Here is a 20,001-nt window from a genome sequence, read left to right as displayed (position 1 = left end):
ATTATGGCCTGCAGCAATATATGCACAGGGTTATCCACATTGGAGTGCGCAAGAAGTTGCGCAGTTGTTAAAAGTCGAGAATCGACTTTTTCGTGCTTTCCCTGGTCGCCAGCCAGCGAACCTTTTAATTTATTTATCGTTCGTCAGCGCTGTAGAACGCCAACGCATCGCCAGCAAAAAAAAGGCCCTGCCGTCACCGGCAGGGCCCTTCTTCATTCAGCTATCTGCCATCAGCTGTACACACGCCCCAGCAACTGGCGATGACTCTCGAACTGATCCAGCACGTCGCGGGTGATCTGCTCGACGGTAAAGCCCATCAGGTCGTACTCCTGGCTGCCGTTGTGCAGGTACACCTCGGCCCGGTAGTAACGCTGGCGCACGTCGCCTTCACCCTGCGCCGGCGCTTCGCTCGGCGCCGCCAGGTAGCCGTCCAGGCTCACTTCGTAGACGAACGGGTTGCCCTCCTCCATCTCGATGCGCAAGCCCATCGCCTCGCGCGACTGGCCGACGCGGCTCTGCACCTGCAGGCCCATGCCCTGCAACTGCACCGCCGCCTCTTTCAGCGCCGGGCTCACCTGCTTGTCCATGAAGCGCTGCACCATCGCCTGGGTCGGCTGCAGGTCCAGCTGGGTGAGGCGCTCGCTGAAGCCGCGACGGCCACGCGCCGCCAGTTCGGCCTGCTCCTGCTCGACCTGGGTGTCCTGCTTCATGGCCTTGAACAGGCCGAACATGAACACCACCAGCACCACCGAGAACGGCAGCCCGGCCAATACCACCATGGTCTGCATGGCCTGGAAGTTGCCCACCAGCAACAGCCCGATGGTCACCAGGGTGATGATCGCCGACCACAGGATACGCAGCCAGTGCGGCGCATCCTCGTCCACGTCGCCGCCCTTGCACGACAGGTTGGCCATCATCACCGCGCCCGAGTCAGCCGGGGTGAGGAACAGCACGAAGCCGACGAACACCGCCACACCAACCACGATCTTGGCCGCCGGGAAGTGCTCCAGCAGCTGGTAGATCGACATCGCCGGTTGTTCCACCGCCGTGCGCCCAAGCTCCACCGCACCGTGGTTGATCACCAGGTCCAGCGCGGTGTTGCCGAAGATCGACAGCCACGCCAGGGTAAAGCCCAGCGGAATCAGCAGCACGCCGGCCACCAGTTCGCGCACGGTGCGGCCACGGGAGATACGCGCGATGAACATGCCCACGAACGGGGCCCAGGAAATCCACCAGGCCCAGTAGAACAGGGTCCACAGGCCCAGCCAGCCTTCGGACCTGGCGTTGTTGCCTTCGTACACGTAGAGGTCGAAGGTCTTGAGGATCACGCCGTTGAGGTAGTCGCCGATGTTCTGCACGAAACCGTTGAGCAGGTGCAGGGTGTCACCGAACAGCAGCACGAACAGCAGCAGGCCGCTGAACAGCAGGATGTTCAGGTTGGACAGGCGGCGAATGCCGTTCTCCACGCCCGACACCGCCGCGATCGTGGCCACGGTGCTCATCACCAGGATCACCATCAGCAGGTTGGTGTTGCTGTGCTGCATGCCGAACAGGTACTCCAGGCCCGAGGACACCTGCATCGCACCGATGCCCAGGTTGGTCACCAGGCCCAGCAGGGTCACGAACATGCCGAAGATGTCCACGGTGTGCCCGGCAGCCCCCTTGACCCAGCGCTCACCCACCAGCGGGTACAGCGCCGAACGCAAGGCCAGTGGCTGGTTGTGGCGATAGGCGAAGTAGGCCACGGCCAGGCCCACCAGCGCATAGATCGCCCAGCCGTGCAGGCCCCAGTGCAGGAAGGTCAGCTGCATGCCCTGGCGTGCGGCCTCCAGGCTGGCCGGCGCACCGGCAGGCGGGTTGAAGTAGTGGTCCAGCGGTTCGGACGCGCCAAAGTACAGCAGCGAGATACCGATACCGGAGGAGAACAGCATGCCGGCCCAGGCACCGTAGCTGAAGTCGGGCTTGTCGTCCTTGCCGCCAAGCTTGAGCTTGCCGTAGGAGGAAAACGCCAGCCCGATGACGAACAGCAGGTAGCCGCCGATCACCAGCATGTAGTACCAGCCGAAGCTGCGCGACAGCCAGGCTTGGGCCTGGCCGAGAATTTGACCGGCCGTGTCCGGGGCGGCGATCAGCAAGGCAGTCAACAACAGGATCAGCAGCGCGGTGGTGTAGAACACCACGCTGTTGACCCGGACCCTCTCGGCAGGGGTCTTTATCAGGGAGGCAGAACTCATTGCACAGATGCTCCAGGCAGTGCGAGAGAAAACACGAAACGACCCGTCACCCGCGCAATTGGTGCAATAGCCCCACTGCGTCAGGTGTTATAAAAGCACCTTGAAAAACCGTGATCCCAAACCGATTGCGTTGAAAAAAACAGAAAAAGGGTCCCGATCCGAGGGCCCGCCGAACGGTGCGACACCGCTGGGCAATTCTGATCAACGTTTCGTTTAAACCCGTGCACGCCTTGCATTACGGGGGTTACACGTCTTTTTAGGGTGCCAATCGGCGTCAGTGACGGGCCACAAAAACCTGTCAATGGCGCGAATTGTCGCAGAGCTTATTCTTTGTTGATTGAACGTTCAATCAAAACAAAATAGACTGGTCTTCGCCGAGTCAGCCGCCTGTCGTCTGCCCGAAGGCCTGAGGAGATTTGCCAGATGCCCAAGGTCGGTATGCAACCCATTCGCCGCCAGCAGTTGATCGAAGCCACGTTGATGGCGGTAGACCAGGTCGGCATGGGGGACGCCAGCATTGCGCTGATCGCCCGTTTGGCCGGTGTGTCGAACGGCATCATCAGTCACTACTTCCAGGACAAGAACGGCCTGATCGCAGCGACCATGCGGTACTTGATGAACGTGCTGATCGACAACGTCGCGGCACGTCGCCAGGCGCTCACGGAGGACACCCCGCGCGCCCACCTGAAGGTGATCGTCGAGGGCAACTTCGACGCCAGTCAGGTCAACGGCCCGGCAATGAAAACCTGGTTGGCCTTCTGGGCCGCCAGCATGCACCAGCCGTCTTTGCACCGGTTGCAGCGGATCAACGATCACCGCTTGTATTCCAACCTGTGCTGCCAGTTCCGCCGTGTGTTGCCGCTGCCCGAAGCCCGCAGCGCGGCCCGCGGGCTGGCTGCCCTGATCGACGGGCTGTGGCTGCGCGGCGCGCTGTCGGGAGATGCCTTCGATACCGACCAGGCGCAGCAGATCGCTTACGAATACATGGATTCACAACTGGCTAAACAGAGCAGCCCGGCTCTACAGGACCCGGCCTCTGAACCACTGCGCGTCGCGAGTGCCAAACAAGCAGGAGCACAGCGCGGATAGCCGACACACACTGCACTTGCGAGGACACTATGGCCCGTTTCGAAACGCAAAAACTCTACATTGACGGTGGTTATGTCGACGCTTCCAGCGGCGCCACCTTCGACGCCATCAACCCGGCCAACGGCGAAGTCCTCGCCCAGGTGCAACGTGCCAACCAGGCCGACGTGGAGCGCGCAGTGGAAAGCGCCGAGCGTGGCCAGAAAGTCTGGGCGGCCATGACCGCCATGCAGCGTTCGCGCATCCTGCGCCGCGCCGTCGACATCCTGCGCGAGCGCAACGACGAGCTGGCTGCACTGGAAACCCTGGACACCGGCAAGTCCTACTCCGAAACCCGCTACGTCGACATCGTCACCGGTGCCGACGTGCTCGAATACTACGCAGGCCTGGTGCCGGCCATCGAAGGCGAGCAGATCCCGCTGCGCGACAGCTCGTTCGTGTACACCCGTCGCGAGCCGCTGGGCGTGACCGTGGGTATCGGCGCCTGGAACTACCCGATCCAGATCGCCCTGTGGAAATCCGCCCCGGCCCTGGCCGCCGGCAACGCGATGATCTTCAAGCCCTCGGAAGTCACCTCGCTGACCACCCTGAAACTGGCCGAGATCTACACCGAGGCCGGCCTGCCGGACGGCGTGTTCAACGTACTGACCGGCAGCGGCCGCGACGTCGGCACCTACCTCACCGAACACCCGCGCATCGAGAAGGTCTCGTTCACCGGCGGCACCGCCACCGGCAAGAAGGTCATGGCCAGCGCCTCGAGCTCCTCGCTCAAGGAAGTCACCATGGAGCTGGGCGGCAAGTCGCCGCTGATCATCTGTGAAGACGCCGACCTGGACCGCGCCGCCGACATCGCGATGATGGCCAACTTCTACAGCTCGGGCCAGGTGTGCACCAACGGCACCCGCGTGTTCATCCCGGCCTCGCTCAAAGCCGCCTTCGAAGCCAAGATCGCCGAGCGCGTGGCGCGCATCCGCATCGGCAACCCGCAGGACGAGAACACCAACTTCGGCCCGCTGGTCAGCTTCGCCCACATGGAAAGCGTGCTGGGCTACATCGCCAAGGGCAAGCAAGAAGGTGCCCGCGTGCTGTGTGGCGGCGAGCGCCTGACCGACGGCGAGTTCGCCAAGGGCGCCTTCGTGGCCCCGACCGTCTTCACCGACTGCCGTGACGACATGACCATCGTCAAGGAAGAGATCTTCGGCCCGGTGATGAGCATCCTCTCCTACGAGACCGAAGAAGAAGTCATCCGTCGCGCCAACGACACCGACTACGGCCTGGCCGCCGGTGTCTGCACCAACGACATCAGCCGCGCGCACCGCATCATCCATCAGCTGGAAGCGGGCATCTGCTGGATCAACGCCTGGGGCGAATCGCCGGCCGAGATGCCGGTCGGTGGCTACAAGCAATCCGGTGTCGGCCGTGAAAACGGTGTCAGCTCGCTGGCCCAGTACACGCGGATCAAGTCGGTACAGGTCGAGCTGGGCAACTACGCCTCGGTGTTCTAAGCACCCGTGTAGCCGCGCCCGGGCCGCCAGGTCCGGGCGCCTCCCCCGCTCCCCTGCTCACTGCCTATGAGGGTACGCAACATGTCCCACGTTTTTGACTACATCATCGTCGGGGCCGGCTCGGCCGGTAACACCCTGGCGACCCGCCTGACCGAAGACGAAGGCGTCACCGTATTGCTGCTGGAAGCCGGCGGCCCGGACTACCGCTTCGACTTCCGCACCCAGATGCCGGCCGCACTGGCCTTCCCGTTGCAGGGCCGACGCTACAACTGGGCCTACGAGACCGACCCGGAGCCGCACATGGACGGCCGCCGCATGGAATGTGGCCGCGGCAAGGGCCTGGGCGGCTCCTCGCTGATCAACGGCATGTGCTACATCCGCGGCAACGCCATGGACTACGACGGCTGGGCCAAGCTGCCAGGCCTGGAAGACTGGTCTTACCTAGACTGCCTGCCGTACTTCCGCAAGGCCGAAACCCGTGACATCGGCCCCAACGACTACCATGGCGGCGAAGGCCCGGTGAGCGTCACCACGCCAAAAGCCGGCAACAACCCCCTGTTCCACGCCATGGTCGAAGCCGGCGTGCAGGCCGGTTACCCGCGCACCGAAGACCTGAACGGCTACCAGCAGGAAGGCTTCGGCCCGATGGACCGCACCGTGACGCCCAAGGGCCGTCGCGCCAGCACCGCCCGCGGCTACCTGGACACCGCCAAGAAACGCTCGACCCTGACCATCGTCACCCATGCCCTGAGCGACCGCGTGCTGTTCGAAGGCAAGCGCGCCGTGGGCGTGACCTACCTGGTGGGCGCCAGCGAAGAGCGCGTCGAAGCCCGTGCCCGCAAGGAAGTCATCGTGTGCAGCGGCGCCATCGCCTCGCCACAGTTGCTGCAGCGCTCCGGCGTGGGCCCGGCGGCCCTGCTCGAAAGCCTGAACATCCCTGTGGTGCACGACCTGCCGGGCGTGGGCGAGAACCTGCAGGATCACCTCGAACTGTACCTGCAGTACGCCTGCACCCAGCCGGTGTCGCTGTACCCGTCGCTGCTCTGGTACAACCAGCCGGCCATCGGTGCACAGTGGCTGTTCGCGGGCACCGGCATCGGCGCCAGCAACCAGTTCGAGGCCGGCGGCTTCATCCGCTCGCGCCCGGAATTCGAATGGCCGAACATCCAGTACCACTTCCTGCCGGTGGCGATCAATTACAACGGCAGCAACGGCGTGCAGGAACACGGCTTCCAGGCGCACATGGGCTCGATGCGCTCGCCTAGCCGCGGGCGTATCCAGCTCAAGTCCAAGGACCCGCGCCAGCACCCGAGCATCCTGTTCAACTACATGGCCACCGAGCAGGACTGGCAGGAGTTCCGTGACGGTATCCGCCTGACCCGCGAGATCATGGCGCAGCCGGCGCTGGACGCCTACCGTGGCCGCGAGATCAGCCCCGGTGCCGACGTGCAGACCGACGAGCAGCTGGACACATTCATCCGCGAGCACGCCGAGACCGCGTTCCACCCATCGTGCTCGTGCAAGATGGGCATCGACGAGATGGCGGTGGTCGACGGCCAGGGCCGCGTGCATGGCATGCAGGGCCTGCGCGTGGTGGATGCCTCGATCATGCCGATCATCACCACCGGCAACCTGAACGCGCCGACGATCATGATGGCCGAGAAGATCGCCGACAAGATCCGTGGCCGCCAACCATTGCCGCGCAGCACGGCCAAGTACTATGTGGCCAATGGTGCGCCGGTGAAGGGCAAGCCGATGCGTGAGGTGCCGCAGGCTTAAGACCCTGCTACCCCATCGCGGGTCAAGCCCGCTCCCACAGAGACCAATGTGATCCTTGTGGGAGCGGGCTTGACCCGCGATGGGGGCGGTACATTCACAGCAGATCAAGCACCCCTGCGGTGCTTTTTTTGTGCCCACGATAATCGCTTTACAGCCCGCCAACCTCACAGGTTAGAATCCTTGGCACGCGACCTGCTAGCTGAAGTCAGGCAAAAAGCAAGTCACGCCTCTTTCTGCAATCCCCCCTGGAGTACTGCCTTTGGATGCGTCCACCATCAATAGCCTGTTCTTGATCGGCGCATTGCTGGTAGGTGCAAGTATCCTGGTCAGTTCACTCTCCTCGCGCCTGGGCATCCCGATCCTGGTGATCATCCTGGCAGTGGGCATGGTTGCCGGCGTCGACGGCGGCGGCATCATCTTCAACAACTACCCGACCGCCTACCTGGTGGGCAACCTGGCACTGGCCGTGATCCTGCTCGACGGCGGCCTGCGCACCCGCGTCTCGAGTTTCCGCGTGGCCCTGTGGCCGGCGCTGTCGCTGGCCACGGTGGGGGTGATGATCACCACCGGCCTCACCGGCCTGGCCGCCGCCTGGCTGTTCGACCTGAGCCTGATGCAGGGCCTGCTGATCGGCGCCATCGTCGGCTCCACCGACGCCGCCGCGGTGTTCTCGCTGCTGGGCGGCAAGGGCCTCAACGAGCGGGTGACGGCCACCCTGGAAATCGAGTCGGGCAGCAACGACCCGATGGCGGTGTTCCTCACCGTGACCCTGATCGAGATGATCGCCAGCGGCCAGAACGGCCTGCACTGGGGCCTGCTCGGCCACCTGGTGCGCGAATTCGGCATCGGCAGCCTGCTGGGCCTGGGCGGCGGCTGGCTGATGCTGCAGCTGGTCAACCGCATGAACCTGGCCGGCGGCCTGTACCCGATCCTGGTGATCAGCGGCGGCCTGGTGGTGTTCGCGCTCACCAACGCCCTGCACGGCAGCGGTTTCCTGGCCGTGTACCTGTGCGGCCTGGTGCTGGGCAACCGGCCGATCCGCAGCCGCCACGGCATCCTGCACATGCTCGACGGCATGGCCTGGCTGGCCCAGATCGGCATGTTCCTGGTGCTGGGCCTGCTGGTCACGCCCCACGACCTGCTACCCATCGCGCTGCCGGCCCTGGGCCTGGCGCTGTGGATGATCCTGTTCGCGCGGCCGCTGTCGGTGATGATCGGCCTGCTGCCATTCAAGGCCTTCCATGGCCGCGAAAAGGTGTTCATCTCGTGGGTCGGCCTGCGCGGCGCGGTGCCGATCATCCTTGCGGTGTTCCCGCTGATGGCCGGGCTGCCGCATGCCCAGCTGTACTTCAACCTGGCCTTCTTCATCGTACTGGTGTCGCTGCTGGTGCAGGGCACCAGCCTGCCGTGGGTGGCGCGCCTGCTCAAGGTGACCGTGCCGCCCGACCCGGCGCCGATCTCGCGCTCGGCCCTGGAAGTGCACATCACCAGCGAGTGGGAGCTGTTCGTGTATCGCCTGGGTGCGGAGAAGTGGTGCATCGGTGCCGCCCTGCGCGAGCTGAAAATGCCCGAAGGCACGCGTATCGCTGCCCTGTTTCGCGGCCAGCAACTGCTCCATCCGTCGGGAAGTACCACCCTCGAAGTTGGCGACCTGCTGTGCGTGATCGGCCACGAACACAACCTGCCGGCGCTGGGCAAGCTGTTCAGCCAGGCGCCGCAACGCGGCCTGGACCTGCGTTTCTTCGGCGACTTCGTGCTCGAAGGTGACGCAGAACTGGGGGCTGTAGCGGCGTTGTACGGTTTGCAGCTCGACGGCCAGGACCCGCACCAGCCGCTGGCGCACTTCATCGAGCAGAAGGTCGGCGGCGCACCGGTGGTGGGCGACCAGATCGAATGGAACAACACCCTGTGGACCGTTGCGCTGATGGAAGGGAACAAGATCCTCAAAGTGGGTATCAAATTCCCCGAAGGTTCTCGACCCGGCCCCGGGTTGTTCCTTTAAACTTCGATTCTCTGCCCGGTTCTACGACGTCTGCCTATGTCCCTGCGCACTGTTGTTAGCGCAGCCCTGCTCGGGCTGTGCCTGTCCCTCTCCTTCGCCCAGGCGGCGGAACCCCCCACCACGGCAAGCGTCCAGCACAGCCTGGACAAGATCGCCGAGCGCAAGCTGCCGGAGGCCGACCAGAAGGCCCTGCAGCAAGTGCTGGAGCAGACCCTTGGCCTGCTGGCCTCGCGCGACGACTACGACAAGCGCCTGGCCGCGCTCAAGCAGCAACTGGCCGACGCCCCGCGCCAGACCAGCGAAAACCAGCGCGAGCTGACCCGGCTCAAGGACACCAAGACCCTGCCCGTGGCGCAGCGCTACGCCAGCATGGGCGTGCCGCAGCTGGAGCAGTTGCTGTCCGAGCGCACCACCCAGCAGGGCGAGCTGCAGAAGGCGCTGTCCGAAGCCAACAGCCTGATCATCAACTCCCAGACCCGCCCCGAGCGCGCCCAGGCCGAGATCAGCAGCAACCAGACCCGCACCCAGCAGATCAACAGCATCCTCAAGCTGGGCAAGGACAACGGCAAGAGCCTCTCGGCCGACCAGCGCAACCAGCTCAATGCCGAACTCGCCTCGCTCAACGCGCTGACCCTGCTGCGCCGCCAGGAACTGGCCGGCAACAGCCTGCTGCAAGACCTGGGCAACAGCCAGCACGACCTGCTGATCGAGCGCGCCACACGCCTTGAGCAGGAGATCCAGGACCTGCAGACGCTGATCAACCAGAAGCGCCTGGCGCAGTCGCAGCAGACCGTCACCGAACAGTCCATCGAGGCACAGAAGGCCGGCGGCAGCAGCGTGCTGGCCACCGAAAGCGCCACCAACCTGAAGCTGTCCGACTACCTGCTGCGCAGCACCGACCGCCTCAACGAGCTGACCCAGCAGAACCTGCAGACCAAGCAGCAGCTCGACAGCCTGACCCAGGCCGACCAGGCACTGGACGAACAGATCAGCGTGCTCAAGGGCAGCCTGTTGCTGTCCAAGATCCTCTACAAGCAGAAGCAGGCCCTGCCGCACCTGAAGGTCGATCGCGACCTGGCCGACCAGATCGCCGACATTCGCCTGTACCAGTTCGAGGTCAACCAGCAGCGCGAGCAGATCAGCAGCCCCAGCAGCTACGTCGACAAGCTGCTGGCCACCCAGCCGCCCGACAGCGTCACCCCACAGTTGCGCAAGGCCCTGCTGGAGGTGGCGATCACCCGCAGCGATTTGCTGGAGCGGCTCAACCGCGAGCTGAGCGCCCTGCTCAACGAATCCATCACCCTGCAACTGAACCAGAAGCAGCTGCTGAGCACCGCACAGAACCTGCGCGGCACCCTCGACGAACAGATGTTCTGGATCCCCAGCAACAAGCCGCTGGACTTCGAATGGCTGCGCAGCGTGCCCGAACGCCTGCAAAAGCAGGTGGTGAGCCTGCCGTGGGGGTCGGGCATCAACGAACTGGCCGACGGCCTGACGCAGCGCCCGCTGCTGTTCCTGCCGCTGCTGTTGCTGATCGGCGCCCTGCTGTGGCGGCGCAAGTACCTGTATGCGCGGCTGAACAAGGTTCACCAGGATGTGGGCCACTTCAAGCGTGACAGCCAGTGGCACACGCCCCAGGCCATTCTGATCAATATCCTGCTGGCGATGCCGCTGAGCCTGGGCCTGGCGCTGTGCGGCTATGCGCTGCAGATCGACGCCCGCGGCCAGAACGCCAACCTGGGCGCCGCGCTGTGGCAGATCGCCCAGGCCTGGCTGGTGTTCTACACCGCCTACCGGATTCTGGCGCCCGGCGGCGTGGCCGAGCTGCACTTTCGCTGGGAAAAGGCCCAGGTCGAGTTCCTGCGCGGCTGGATCCGCCGCCTGGGCAGCGTGGTACTGGCGCTGGTCGGCGTGGTGGCGGTGGCCGAGCACCAGCCCTCGGCGCTGGCCGACGACGTGCTCGGCATCGGTGTGGTACTGACCTGTTACGCACTGATGGCCTGGCTGCTCAGCCGCCTGCTGCTGAGCAGCCCCGCGCACCGCAATACCTCGCTGTTTCGCAAGGCCGTGGGCGTGGCGTTCACGGCGCTTCCGGTGGCGCTGTTCATTGCCGTGTGCTTTGGCTACTACTACACCGCACTCAAGCTCACCGACCGCCTGATCGACACCCTGTACCTGCTGATGTTCTGGCTGGTGATCGAGGCAGCCTTCGTGCGCGGCCTGGCCGTGGCCGCCCGGCGCCTGGCCTACCAGCGCGCACTGAGCAAGCGCCAGGCCACCAAGGAAGGGCTCGATGGCGAGGTGATCGTCGAGGAGCCGACCCTGGACATCGAGCAGGTCAACCAGCAGTCGCTGCGCCTGATCCGTCTGGCCCTGCTGGGCGGCTTCATCGCCGCGCTGTACTGGGTGTGGGCCGACCTGATCAGCGTGTTCGCCTACCTCGACAACATCACCCTGTACGAGTACACCAGCGGCACCGGCGCGGCCATGAGCATGGTGCCGATCAGCCTGGGCGACCTGCTCGGGGCACTGGTGATCATCGGCATCACCTTCGCCCTGGCCGGCAACCTGCCGGGGCTGCTCGAAGTGCTGGTGCTGTCACGCCTGAACCTGGCCCAGGGCAGCGCGTATGCGACCACCACGTTGCTGTCGTACGTGATTGCCGGGGTGGGCTTCGTCACCACGCTGTCGACCCTCGGCGTCAGCTGGGACAAGCTGCAATGGCTGGTGGCGGCGCTGTCGGTGGGCCTGGGCTTCGGCATGCAGGAGATCTTCGCCAACTTCATCTCCGGCATCATGATCCTGTTCGAGCGCCCGGTGCGCATCGGCGACACCATCACCATCGGCAACCTGTCGGGCACGGTGAGCAAGATCCGCATCCGCGCCACCACCATCACCGACTTCGACCGCAAGGACATCATCGTCCCCAACAAGACCTTCATCACCGGCCAGTTGATCAACTGGTCGCTGACCGACACCATCACCCGCGTCACCCTCAAGCTGGGCGTGGACTACGGCTCGGACCTGGACCTGGTACGCACCCTGCTGCTGCAGGCAGCCAACGAGAACCCGCGGGTGCTCAAGGAACCAGCACCGATCGTGTACTTCCTGAACTTCGGCGAGAGTACCCTGGACCACGAACTGCGCATGCACGTGCGTGACCTGGGCGACCGCAACCCGGTACTGGACGAGATCAACCGCTACATCAACAAGGAATTCAAGCGCCAGCACATCAACATCTCGTTCCGCCAGATGGAGGTGTACCTGAAGAACATGCAGGGCCAGGAGTACAAGATGGTACCGGTCGAAGCGCCGAACAAGACCGTGCTGCCCGAGCCCCCCACCGATGCGCCAGGAGATGGCCGTTGAAATCCCTCGACGAACTGACCTTCGACAACCGCTTCGCCCGCCTGGGCGATGCGTTCTCCACCCACGTGCTGCCCGAGCCGATTACCGAGCCGCGCCTGGTCGTGGCCAGCGACGCGGCCATGGCACTGCTCGACCTGGACCCTACCGAGGCGCATTCCCCGGTGTTCGCCGAGCTGTTCAGCGGACACAAGCTGTGGGCCGAGGCCGAGCCGCGGGCGATGGTGTATTCGGGGCATCAGTTCGGTTCGTACAACCCGCGCCTGGGTGACGGTCGCGGGCTGTTGCTGGGCGAGGTGTACAACGATGCCGGCGAGCACTGGGACCTGCACCTCAAGGGTGCCGGGCAGACGCCGTATTCACGCATGGGCGATGGCCGTGCGGTGCTGCGCTCGTCGATCCGCGAGTTCCTCGCCTCCGAGGCCCTGCACGCGCTGGGCATCCCCAGCAGCCGCGCGCTGTGCGTGATCGGCTCGAGCACGCCGGTGTGGCGCGAAACCCAGGAGCGTGCGGCGATGGTGCTGCGCCTGGCGCCCAGCCATGTGCGCTTTGGCCACTTCGAATACTTCTACTACACCCGCCAACCCGAGCAGCAGCGCGAGCTGGCCGAGCACGTGCTCAACCTGCACTTTGCCGAGTGCCGCGAGCAGCCCGAGCCGTACCTGGCGATGTTCCGTACCATCGTCGAACGCAATGCCGAGCTGATTGCGCGCTGGCAGGCCTATGGTTTCTGCCACGGGGTGATGAACACCGACAACATGTCGATCCTGGGCATCACCTTCGACTTCGGGCCGTTTGCCTTCCTCGACGACTTCGATGCCGGCTTCATCTGCAACCATTCCGACGACCAGGGGCGCTACAGCTTCAGCAACCAGGTGCCGATCGCACACTGGAACCTGAGCGCGCTGGCCCAGGCGCTGACGCCGTTCATCAGCGTCGAGGCGCTGAAGGAAACGCTGGGGCTGTTCCTGCCGTTGTACCAGGCCCATTACCTGGACCTGATGCGTCGACGCCTGGGGCTGACCGAGGCGCGCGATGACGATTCGGCGCTGGTCGAGCGCTTGCTGGGGCTGATGAACAAGGGCGCTGTGGACTACACGCTGTTCTTCCGCAAGCTGGGTGATCAGCCGGCGGCGCAGGCCGTGCGGGTGGTGCGCGACGATTTCGTCGACCTGGCCGGGTTCGATGCCTGGGCGGTGGAGTACCTGGCGCGCCTGGACCAGGAGCCAGGCAATGCCGAAGGCCGGCGCGCGCGGATGCACGCGGTGAACCCGCTGTACATTCTGCGCAACTACATGGCGCAGCGTGCCATCGAGGCGGCTGAAGGCGGGGATTACGAGGAAGTGCGACGCCTGCACCAGGTGCTGACACGGCCGTTCGAGGAACAGCCGGGGATGCAGGCCTACGCCGAACGCCCACCCGAGTGGGGCAAGCATCTGGAGATCAGTTGTTCATCCTGAGATCGCAGCGCCTGCTTCGCGGGTCAAGCCCGCTCCCACAGGTACTGCGGTGTTCTTGTGGGAGCGGGCTTGACCCGCGATAGAGCGCGCAGCGCTCGCAGCTTCAGTTGTCGACCCACCAGTTCAGCAACGTCTCATCCTCGTCGTCATCGAGGTTCTGGTAGATGTTGGCGTAATACCACTGCACCCCCGTGGCCTCCCGAAACCGGTCGAACACCGAGCGAATCGCCTCGAACCCATTGCTCGCCGGCACTGCCAGCGTCAGGTTGCCTTTGTAGCGACCGTCCAGCGTGCCGCCCAGCAACGTCTGCACCTCGCTTTCCAGCGTGTCGACGGCATCATGGGGCAGATCGTTGGCGTAGACATGGATGCAAAAATTGCCACCCCGGCGCACCACCTCGACATGCTGATCGGGGATGGCCGTGCAGATGATGTCGCCGCGAGCCATGTTCAGCGCCAGCCCCGGCGACGACAGCAGTTCATAGGTATGTTCGCCCACTTCGCGCACCGGCACGCTTTCGAACACCGGCTCGCCGTTCTTCTTTCTGTCGACGAGTACACGAATGTGCGGTGAATGCTGGCAATCCATCGGTCTGTCCCTGGCCTGTTCAGAAAGGCCGCATGCTAAACCATTACAGCCTCTTCGCCAGCATCGCTGGCTTATCTGGCAGGCTATGGCATCTTGCAATCCACCCTCATCACCTCCAGATACCCAACATCACCTGACGCATCCGGACTCCCACCATGACCGACCCCCTCCACATCCCCTGCCCCCACTGCAACGGCCTCAACCGCATCCCCGCCGCACGCCTGAGGGACGCACCCAAGTGCGGGCGCTGCAAGGGTGAGGTGCTGTTGCACAAGCCATTCGAATTGAAACAGGGCGACTACGCCAGCCAGATCAAGGGCGACCTGCCATTGCTGATCGATGTGTGGGCCGACTGGTGCGGGCCCTGCAAGGCGTTCGGCCCGGTCTTCGAACAGGCCGCCGGCCAACTGGCCGGACGCTGCCGCCTGGCCAAGCTCGACAGCGAAGCCAATCAGCAACTGGCCGGGCAACTGGGCATACGCTCCATCCCCAGCCTGATCCTGTTCAAGAACGGCCGCGAAGTGGCGCGCCAGAGCGGCGCCTTCCCACTCCAGCAACTGCTGGAATGGCTGCGCAGCCAGGGGGTCTAGGCGTTTTCCAGCAGCGTATGCAGTTCGACGAACTGCTGGGTCAGCTTGTGCCGCGGTTCCAGGTGAATCAGCGGCAGGCTGGCCTGGTGGGACTCACGCATCTTCACCGAGCTGTTGAGGTACACCGGCAGCACCGGCAAGCCTTCGGCAATCAGTTCGTCGAGCATCTGCTGCGGCAGGCTGGCGCGCGCCTGGAACTGGTTGACCACGATGCCCTCGACTTCCAGGCCCTCGTTGTGGTCTTCCTTGAGCTCTTCGATCTCGGCCAGCAGGCCGTACAGCGCCTGACGCGAGAAGCTGTCGCAGTCGAATGGGATCAATACGCGATCAGCGGCGATCAACGCTGAAACCGCATAGAAGTTCAGCGCAGGCGGGGTGTCCAGGTAGATGCGGTCGTAATCGTCGGAGAGCTCGTCCAGCAGCTTTCGCAGTTTGTTGATCTTGTGCTTGGCCTCGAGCTTGGGCTGCAGGTCGGCCAGCTCTGCCGTGGCGGTCACCACATGCAGGTTGTCGAACGGGGTTTCATAGATGTCGACCTTGTTCTTCTTGGCGAAGGGCCCCGAGGACAGGGTCTGCTTGAAGAAGTCGGCAATGCCCATGGGAATGTCCTCGCCGGTCAGGCCGGTGAGGTACTGGGTCGAGTTGGCCTGGGCGTCCAGGTCGATCAACAGGGTTCGATAGCCTTCATTGGCACTGACGGCCGCCAGGTTGCAGGCAATGCTCGACTTGCCCACGCCACCTTTCTGATTGAACACCACGCGCCGCATGAACAGACCTCCATGTGAAAGGAACTAACGAGTATGTGAGGGTTGCGCCGGTTTAGCCAGTGCCTTTCAGCCCTGCGTCTGGGCCTGGCGGATCAACAGTTCGGTGAACGCCCGGGCCATCGCCGACACGTCCTCGCGCCGCTGCGCCAGCCATACCGCTGTCACCGCGTCGGCGTCGAGCAAGGTGCGGTACACCACCCCGTCGATGCGCATGCGCTTGAACGACGCCGGCAGCACCGACACCCCAAGCCCCGCCGATACCAGGCCGATGATGGTCATGGCCTCGCCTGCCTCCTGGGCAAAGTGCGGGCTGAAGCCGGCCGAGCGCGCCAGGCTGAGCAACTGCGCGTGCAGGCCGCTGCCGTAGCTGCGCGGGAAGAACACGAACGGCTCCTGGGCCAGGGCCGCCAGCGGCAGGCCCTGCTCGTTGCCCTGGGCCAGCGGGTGCGCGGCATTGAGCACCGCCACCAACGGCTCGCGGAACAGTTCGGTGATCACCACGCCATCGGGCACGCTCATCGGGCGCATCAGGCCGACCTCGATGGACTCGTCGAGCAAGGCATCCACCACGTCGCGGCTGCTCATTTCCTTGAGGTTCAGGTGCACCGCCGGGAAGCGCTGGCGAAACGCATTGATGGCCTTGGGGATGCTGGAGTTGAACGGCGCCGAGGAGGTGAAGCCGATCTTCATCTCACCCAGCTCGCCGAGCTGGGCACGCCGCGCCACGTCGGCGGCCTTGTCGACCTGCGCCAGCACCTGGCGCGCCTCGTCGAGAAACAGCCGGCCGGCTTCGCTGAGCGCCACCCGTCGGTTGGTACGCTCGAACAGGCGTGCACCCAGCTCCTGCTCCAGGGCCTGGATCTGCTGGCTCAGCGGCGGTTGAGAGATGCCCAGTTGCTGTGCGGCACGGCCAAAATGCAGCTCTTCGGCCACGGCGATGAAGTAGCGAAGGTGGCGCAGTTCCATGGCAACTCCAATAGGTCGTAAAACCTCTTAAACAGGTCGAACAATATATTGGAAAAGATCAATAGCCAGCTATATGCTTTTTTCACTGCCTGCGAGGCCGTGCCCCTTTCGAGGTCCCCGTGAAAACTGCTGTTGCCCATGAGCTGCCCCCTGCCCCGGCGAGCACCGCCGCCCCCCTGAACGAAAGCTGGATCGAGAAAGGCACCCCTGCGTTCATGCGCACGGTGCTGGCATTGTTCTGTGGCGGCTTTGCCACCTTCGCCCTGCTGTACTGCGTGCAGCCGATGATGCCGCTGCTGTCCCACGAGTTCTCCATCAATGCCGCCCAGAGCAGCCTGGTGCTGTCGGTGTCGACCGGCCTGCTGGCGTTCGGGCTGCTGGTGACCGGGCCGATTTCCGACCGCGTCGGGCGCAAGCCGGTGATGGTGTTCGCCCTGTTCTGCGCCGCGCTGTGCACCATCGCCAGCGCATTGATGCCCAGCTGGCACGGCGTGCTGGCCATGCGTGCCCTGGTGGGCCTGTCGCTGAGCGGGCTGGCGGCAGTGGCCATGACCTACCTGAGCGAAGAGATTCATCCGCAGCACATCGGCCTGGCCATGGGGCTGTACATCGGCGGCAACGCCATCGGCGGCATGAGCGGGCGCCTGATCACCGGGGTACTGATCGACTTCGTCAGCTGGCACACCGCGATGCTGGTGATCGGCGGCCTGGCACTGGTCGCGGCGGCAGTGTTCTGGAGGATCCTGCCCGAGTCGCGCAACTTCAGTGCACGCTCGATGAACCCGCGCAGCCTGATGAACGGCTTCACCCAGCACTTTCGCGACGCCGGGCTGCCGTGGCTGTTTCTGGAAGCGTTCCTGCTGATGGGCGCCTTCGTCACGCTGTTCAACTACATCGGCTACCGGCTGCTCGCCGAGCCGTACCACATGAGCCAGGCGCTGGTGGGGCTGCTGTCGGTGGTGTACCTGGCCGGCATCTACAGCTCGGCGCAGATCGGCGCACTGTCGGACAAGCTGGGGCGGCGCAAGGTGTTCTGGATGAGCATCCTGCTGATGTTCGGTGGGTTGCTGCTGACGCTGTTCTCGCCCCTGGTGCTGGTGATCGTCGGCATGCTGGTGTTCACCTTCGGCTTCTTTGGCGCGCATTCGGTGGCCAGCAGCTGGATCGGCCGGCGTGCGCTCACGGCCAAGGGGCAGGCCTCTTCGCTGTACCTGTTCAGCTATTACGCGGGGTCGAGCGTGGCGGGCACGGCAGGCGGGGTGTTCTGGCATTACGGTGGGTGGAACGGCATCGGGCTGTTCATCGGCAGCCTGCTGGTGATCGCCCTGCTGGTGGCGTTGCACCTGAGCAAGCTGCCGGCGCTGCCGGGGAATGTGAAGGGCTGATACCCCTCGCCGGCAAGGCCGGCTCCTACCAGGAGCCGGCCTTGCCGGCGAAGCTGTTCAGTTGATGATTTCGACCAGGTCGACATCGATCTCGCGGGACATCAGGTTCTTCTCGACCTCACCGGTCAGCTTGACCTTGGTCTTGTCGTTGAAGGCCACCGCCGGCAAGTCTTCGTTGTCGATCTCGACGGTGATGGTGCCGCTGGCATCCTTGAATTCGTACTTGTCGTCGTTGTTGAGCTTCTTGACCACAAAGCCCTGCAGTACCACCGGAGTGTCGTCGGCGGCGTCGTTGGCTGCCGCGACCGTGGTGACCGGCTGGGCGCCAGGGCCGGTGTAGCCGGCGGCCATCGCGCCAGTGGTGAACAGCGGGGCAAGCAGCAGAGCCAGGTAACGAGTTTTCATGGTGGGCATTCCGTTTCAAGTGGGGATGCGCTCAGGTTAATCCCCACGCCTGAACTGAAGCTTAATGCGCGATGGTGGGAAACCCGATCAGGCCAGCAACGCGGTGAGGCTCAGAATCGGCATAAGGATGGCCAGCCCGATGAACAGCATCACACCGCCCGTCATCGCCAGCATCAATGGCTCAAACAAGCCCAAGGCTCGTTCAACCCTTACGCCCGACAGCAAACCGTGCCACCTCAGGCGACGCCGCAGTGCATGCAACGCGAGCCGTGCGAACACGCCGGCGGCGACCAGCACACCGGCAAACGGCAGCGCAAAGCGCTGCCCGCTCTCGTTCAGCGCCATCGAAACGCGGATCGTGGCCGGCAACGCTTGCTGGTGATGGGCGAATATCTGCACGACATCAGGGATCACGACACCCAGCAGGAACGCGAAGATGGCCAGCACGGCGCACATCAGTATCGCCGGATACAGCAACGCCAGGCGGATGCCCTGACGCGTCAGTTGCTGGTTGTCACCGTGCTCGGCAAGCCGTTGGCAGGTTGCCGCCAGCAGGGGATGCTGTACTGCGCGGGTATCCTTGGGCACGGGTTCCTTCCTTGAATGGCACGGCTGTGCATCGAGGTCGGAATGGTAAGGGAGGAGGCTTGGACGGGCCGTAGGACGGATCGGCGGGGGAGCGTGAAAAGTCAGTGGCGGGGCCGCGATACGCGGCACCCGCCAGGCAGTTGCCCGTTACTGGTGGTACTGCGCAGACAGTTCGTGCACGGCGTGGATGAAGGCACCGGCATGTTCCGGATCGACTTCCGGGGTGATGCCATGGCCCAGGTTGAACACGTGGCCGGTCCCGTGGCCATAGCTGGCCAGGATACGCCCGACTTCGGCGCGGATGGCCTCGGGCTTGGCGTAGAGCACGGTCGGGTCCATGTTGCCCTGCAGGGCCACCTTGCTGCCCACGCGCTGGCGCGCCTCACCGATGTCGCAGGTCCAGTCCAGGCCCAGGGCGTCGGCGCCGGCATCAGCAATGCTTTCCAGCCACAGGCCGCCGTTCTTGGTGAACAGGATCACCGGCACCTTGCGCCCTTCGTGCTCGCGGATCAGGCCGCTGACGATCTTGCGCATGTAGGCCAGGGAGAACTCCTGGTACGCCGCCGCCGACAGGTTGCCACCCCAGGTGTCGAAGATCTGCACGGCCTGTGCGCCGGCCAGGATCTGCCCGTTGAGGTAGCTGACCACCGACTGCGCGAGCTTGTCGAGCAGCAGGTGCATGGCCTGTGGGTTGTCATAGAGCATGGCCTTGGTCTTGCGAAAGTCCTTGGACGAGCCGCCTTCGACCATGTAGGTGGCCAGGGTCCACGGGCTGCCGGAGAAGCCGATCAGCGGCACACGGCCGTTGAGCTCGCGGCGGATGGTGCTGACCGCATCCATCACGTAGCCCAGGTCCTTTTGCGGGTCGGGGATCGGCAGCGCCTCGATGTCGGCCAGGGTGCTGATGACTTTCTTGAAGCGCGGGCCTTCGCCGGTTTCGAAATACAGGCCCTGGCCCATGGCGTCAGGGATGGTCAGGATGTCCGAGAACAGGATCGCGGCGTCCAGCGGGTAGCGGTCCAGCGGCTGCATCGTAACCTCGCAGGCGAACTGCGGGTTCATGCACAGGCTCATGAAGTCACCGGCCTTGGCGCGGCTGGCGCGGTACTCCGGCAGGTAGCGGCCGGCCTGGCGCATCATCCACACCGGGGTGACGTCTACGGGTTGCTTGAGCAGGGCGCGCAGAAAACGATCGTTCTTCAAGGCAGTCATGTCGGCATCCGGAAAAAAAGTGGGGGCATTTTCTCAGACACCAACGTAAAAGGCACGGTATGAACCG

Annotated in this window: 15 protein-coding genes; 8 read left to right on the top strand and 7 right to left on the bottom strand. The window is 64.4% G+C overall.

The annotated features are described in order from the left end of the window. Positions 1-230 precede the first annotated feature (230 nt). Entirely contained in the window at positions 231-2,234 is a 2,004-nt protein-coding gene (gene betT / locus DN387_RS15245; RefSeq protein ID WP_054915558.1) for a choline BCCT transporter BetT, read from the bottom strand. 423 nt (positions 2,235-2,657) lie between these two features. Here betT and betI point away from each other — a divergent pair, with 423 nt between their 5' ends. The 6 genes from betI to selO all read left to right on the top strand — a co-directional run bounded on the left by betI (position 2,658) and on the right by selO (position 13,432). After that, positions 2,658-3,323, top strand: a complete 666-nt coding sequence (betI, locus tag DN387_RS15240) for a transcriptional regulator BetI (protein WP_043860369.1) — start codon at positions 2,658-2,660, stop codon at positions 3,321-3,323. A 29-nt stretch (positions 3,324-3,352) separates the two neighbouring features. Continuing rightward, the gene (betB, locus tag DN387_RS15235; RefSeq protein WP_043860370.1) at positions 3,353-4,825 is read left to right on the top strand and encodes a betaine-aldehyde dehydrogenase; all 1,473 of its coding nucleotides are present in this window, start codon (positions 3,353-3,355) and stop codon (positions 4,823-4,825) included. Positions 4,826-4,906: 81 nt separating this feature from the next. Then, positions 4,907-6,604, top strand: coding sequence for a choline dehydrogenase (gene betA, locus DN387_RS15230; RefSeq protein ID WP_043860371.1), 1,698 nt, complete (start codon positions 4,907-4,909; stop codon positions 6,602-6,604). A 259-nt stretch (positions 6,605-6,863) separates the two neighbouring features. Next, complete coding sequence (locus tag DN387_RS15225) at positions 6,864-8,606, top strand: potassium/proton antiporter (RefSeq protein WP_043860372.1); 1,743 nt, start codon at positions 6,864-6,866, stop codon at positions 8,604-8,606. 36 nt (positions 8,607-8,642) lie between these two features. After that, a complete protein-coding gene (gene mscK, locus DN387_RS15220; RefSeq protein WP_043860373.1) occupies positions 8,643-11,975 on the top strand; it encodes a mechanosensitive channel MscK in 3,333 nt (1,110 codons plus the stop codon). Then, a complete protein-coding gene (gene selO / locus DN387_RS15215; RefSeq protein WP_054915557.1) occupies positions 11,972-13,432 on the top strand; it encodes a protein adenylyltransferase SelO in 1,461 nt (486 codons plus the stop codon). The genes mscK and selO overlap by 4 nt, the downstream gene beginning before the upstream one ends. Before the next feature lie 103 nt (positions 13,433-13,535). Here selO and DN387_RS15210 read toward each other — a convergent pair whose 3' ends face one another. Then, a complete protein-coding gene (locus DN387_RS15210; protein WP_054915556.1) occupies positions 13,536-14,021 on the bottom strand; it encodes a DUF4265 domain-containing protein in 486 nt (161 codons plus the stop codon). 155 nt (positions 14,022-14,176) lie between these two features. Here DN387_RS15210 and trxC point away from each other — a divergent pair, with 155 nt between their 5' ends. After that, a complete protein-coding gene (gene trxC / locus DN387_RS15205) occupies positions 14,177-14,611 on the top strand; it encodes a thioredoxin TrxC (protein WP_054915555.1) in 435 nt (144 codons plus the stop codon). On the opposite strand, the gene DN387_RS15200 is transcribed toward trxC, so the two are convergent. Both DN387_RS15200 and DN387_RS15195 read right to left on the bottom strand, forming a co-directional pair. Then, positions 14,608-15,378 carry a ParA family protein gene (locus tag DN387_RS15200; RefSeq protein ID WP_043859929.1) on the bottom strand — a complete coding sequence of 257 codons (771 nt, stop codon included), beginning with the start codon at positions 15,376-15,378 and terminating at the stop codon, positions 14,608-14,610. The two genes, trxC and DN387_RS15200, sit on opposite strands and share 4 nt — an antisense overlap. A 66-nt stretch (positions 15,379-15,444) precedes the next feature. Further along, positions 15,445-16,344 carry a LysR family transcriptional regulator gene (locus DN387_RS15195; RefSeq protein WP_054915554.1) on the bottom strand — a complete coding sequence of 300 codons (900 nt, stop codon included), beginning with the start codon at positions 16,342-16,344 and terminating at the stop codon, positions 15,445-15,447. A gap of 215 nt (positions 16,345-16,559) precedes the next feature. Between DN387_RS15195 and DN387_RS15190 the strand changes: the two genes are divergently transcribed. Continuing rightward, complete coding sequence (locus DN387_RS15190; RefSeq protein ID WP_177332974.1) at positions 16,560-17,729, top strand: MFS transporter; 1,170 nt, start codon at positions 16,560-16,562, stop codon at positions 17,727-17,729. A 57-nt stretch (positions 17,730-17,786) separates the two neighbouring features. On the opposite strand, the gene DN387_RS15185 is transcribed toward DN387_RS15190, so the two are convergent. The 3 genes from DN387_RS15185 to hemE form a co-directional block, all read right to left on the bottom strand. Then, positions 17,787-18,134: a YgiW/YdeI family stress tolerance OB fold protein gene (locus DN387_RS15185; RefSeq protein ID WP_043859932.1), complete on the bottom strand. Its 348-nt coding sequence runs from the start codon at positions 18,132-18,134 to the stop codon at positions 17,787-17,789. 87 nt (positions 18,135-18,221) lie between these two features. Continuing rightward, positions 18,222-18,722: a type II secretion system F family protein gene (locus DN387_RS15180; protein ID WP_054915552.1), complete on the bottom strand. Its 501-nt coding sequence runs from the start codon at positions 18,720-18,722 to the stop codon at positions 18,222-18,224. Positions 18,723-18,869: 147 nt separating this feature from the next. Then, complete coding sequence (hemE, locus tag DN387_RS15175; RefSeq protein WP_043859934.1) at positions 18,870-19,934, bottom strand: uroporphyrinogen decarboxylase; 1,065 nt, start codon at positions 19,932-19,934, stop codon at positions 18,870-18,872. Positions 19,935-20,001 lie beyond the last annotated feature (67 nt).

The organism is Pseudomonas sp. FBF18 (genome assembly GCF_024261405.1).
In the GTDB taxonomy this organism is placed as follows: Bacteria; Pseudomonadota; Gammaproteobacteria; order Pseudomonadales; family Pseudomonadaceae; genus Aquipseudomonas; species Aquipseudomonas palmensis.
The sequence above is the reverse complement of the archived record's forward strand: the minus strand, read 5'-3'. Positions and strand labels throughout refer to the sequence as shown.

Excerpts from the sequence above, each read along its gene's own strand:
- betT (WP_054915558.1), bottom strand. The coding sequence starts at position 2,234 with ATGAGTTCTGCCTCCCTGATAAAGACCCCTGCCGAGAGGGTCCGGGTC.
- betI (WP_043860369.1), top strand. The coding sequence starts at position 2,658 with ATGCCCAAGGTCGGTATGCAACCCATTCGCCGCCAGCAGTTGATCGAA.
- betB (WP_043860370.1), top strand. The coding sequence starts at position 3,353 with ATGGCCCGTTTCGAAACGCAAAAACTCTACATTGACGGTGGTTATGTC.
- betA (WP_043860371.1), top strand. The coding sequence starts at position 4,907 with ATGTCCCACGTTTTTGACTACATCATCGTCGGGGCCGGCTCGGCCGGT.
- mscK (WP_043860373.1), top strand. The coding sequence starts at position 8,643 with ATGTCCCTGCGCACTGTTGTTAGCGCAGCCCTGCTCGGGCTGTGCCTG.
- DN387_RS15210 (WP_054915556.1), bottom strand. The coding sequence starts at position 14,021 with ATGGATTGCCAGCATTCACCGCACATTCGTGTACTCGTCGACAGAAAG.
- trxC (WP_054915555.1), top strand. The coding sequence starts at position 14,177 with ATGACCGACCCCCTCCACATCCCCTGCCCCCACTGCAACGGCCTCAAC.
- DN387_RS15200 (WP_043859929.1), bottom strand. The coding sequence starts at position 15,378 with ATGCGGCGCGTGGTGTTCAATCAGAAAGGTGGCGTGGGCAAGTCGAGC.
- DN387_RS15195 (WP_054915554.1), bottom strand. The coding sequence starts at position 16,344 with ATGGAACTGCGCCACCTTCGCTACTTCATCGCCGTGGCCGAAGAGCTG.
- DN387_RS15190 (WP_177332974.1), top strand. The coding sequence starts at position 16,560 with ATGCGCACGGTGCTGGCATTGTTCTGTGGCGGCTTTGCCACCTTCGCC.
- DN387_RS15185 (WP_043859932.1), bottom strand. The coding sequence starts at position 18,134 with ATGAAAACTCGTTACCTGGCTCTGCTGCTTGCCCCGCTGTTCACCACT.
- hemE (WP_043859934.1), bottom strand. The coding sequence starts at position 19,934 with ATGACTGCCTTGAAGAACGATCGTTTTCTGCGCGCCCTGCTCAAGCAA.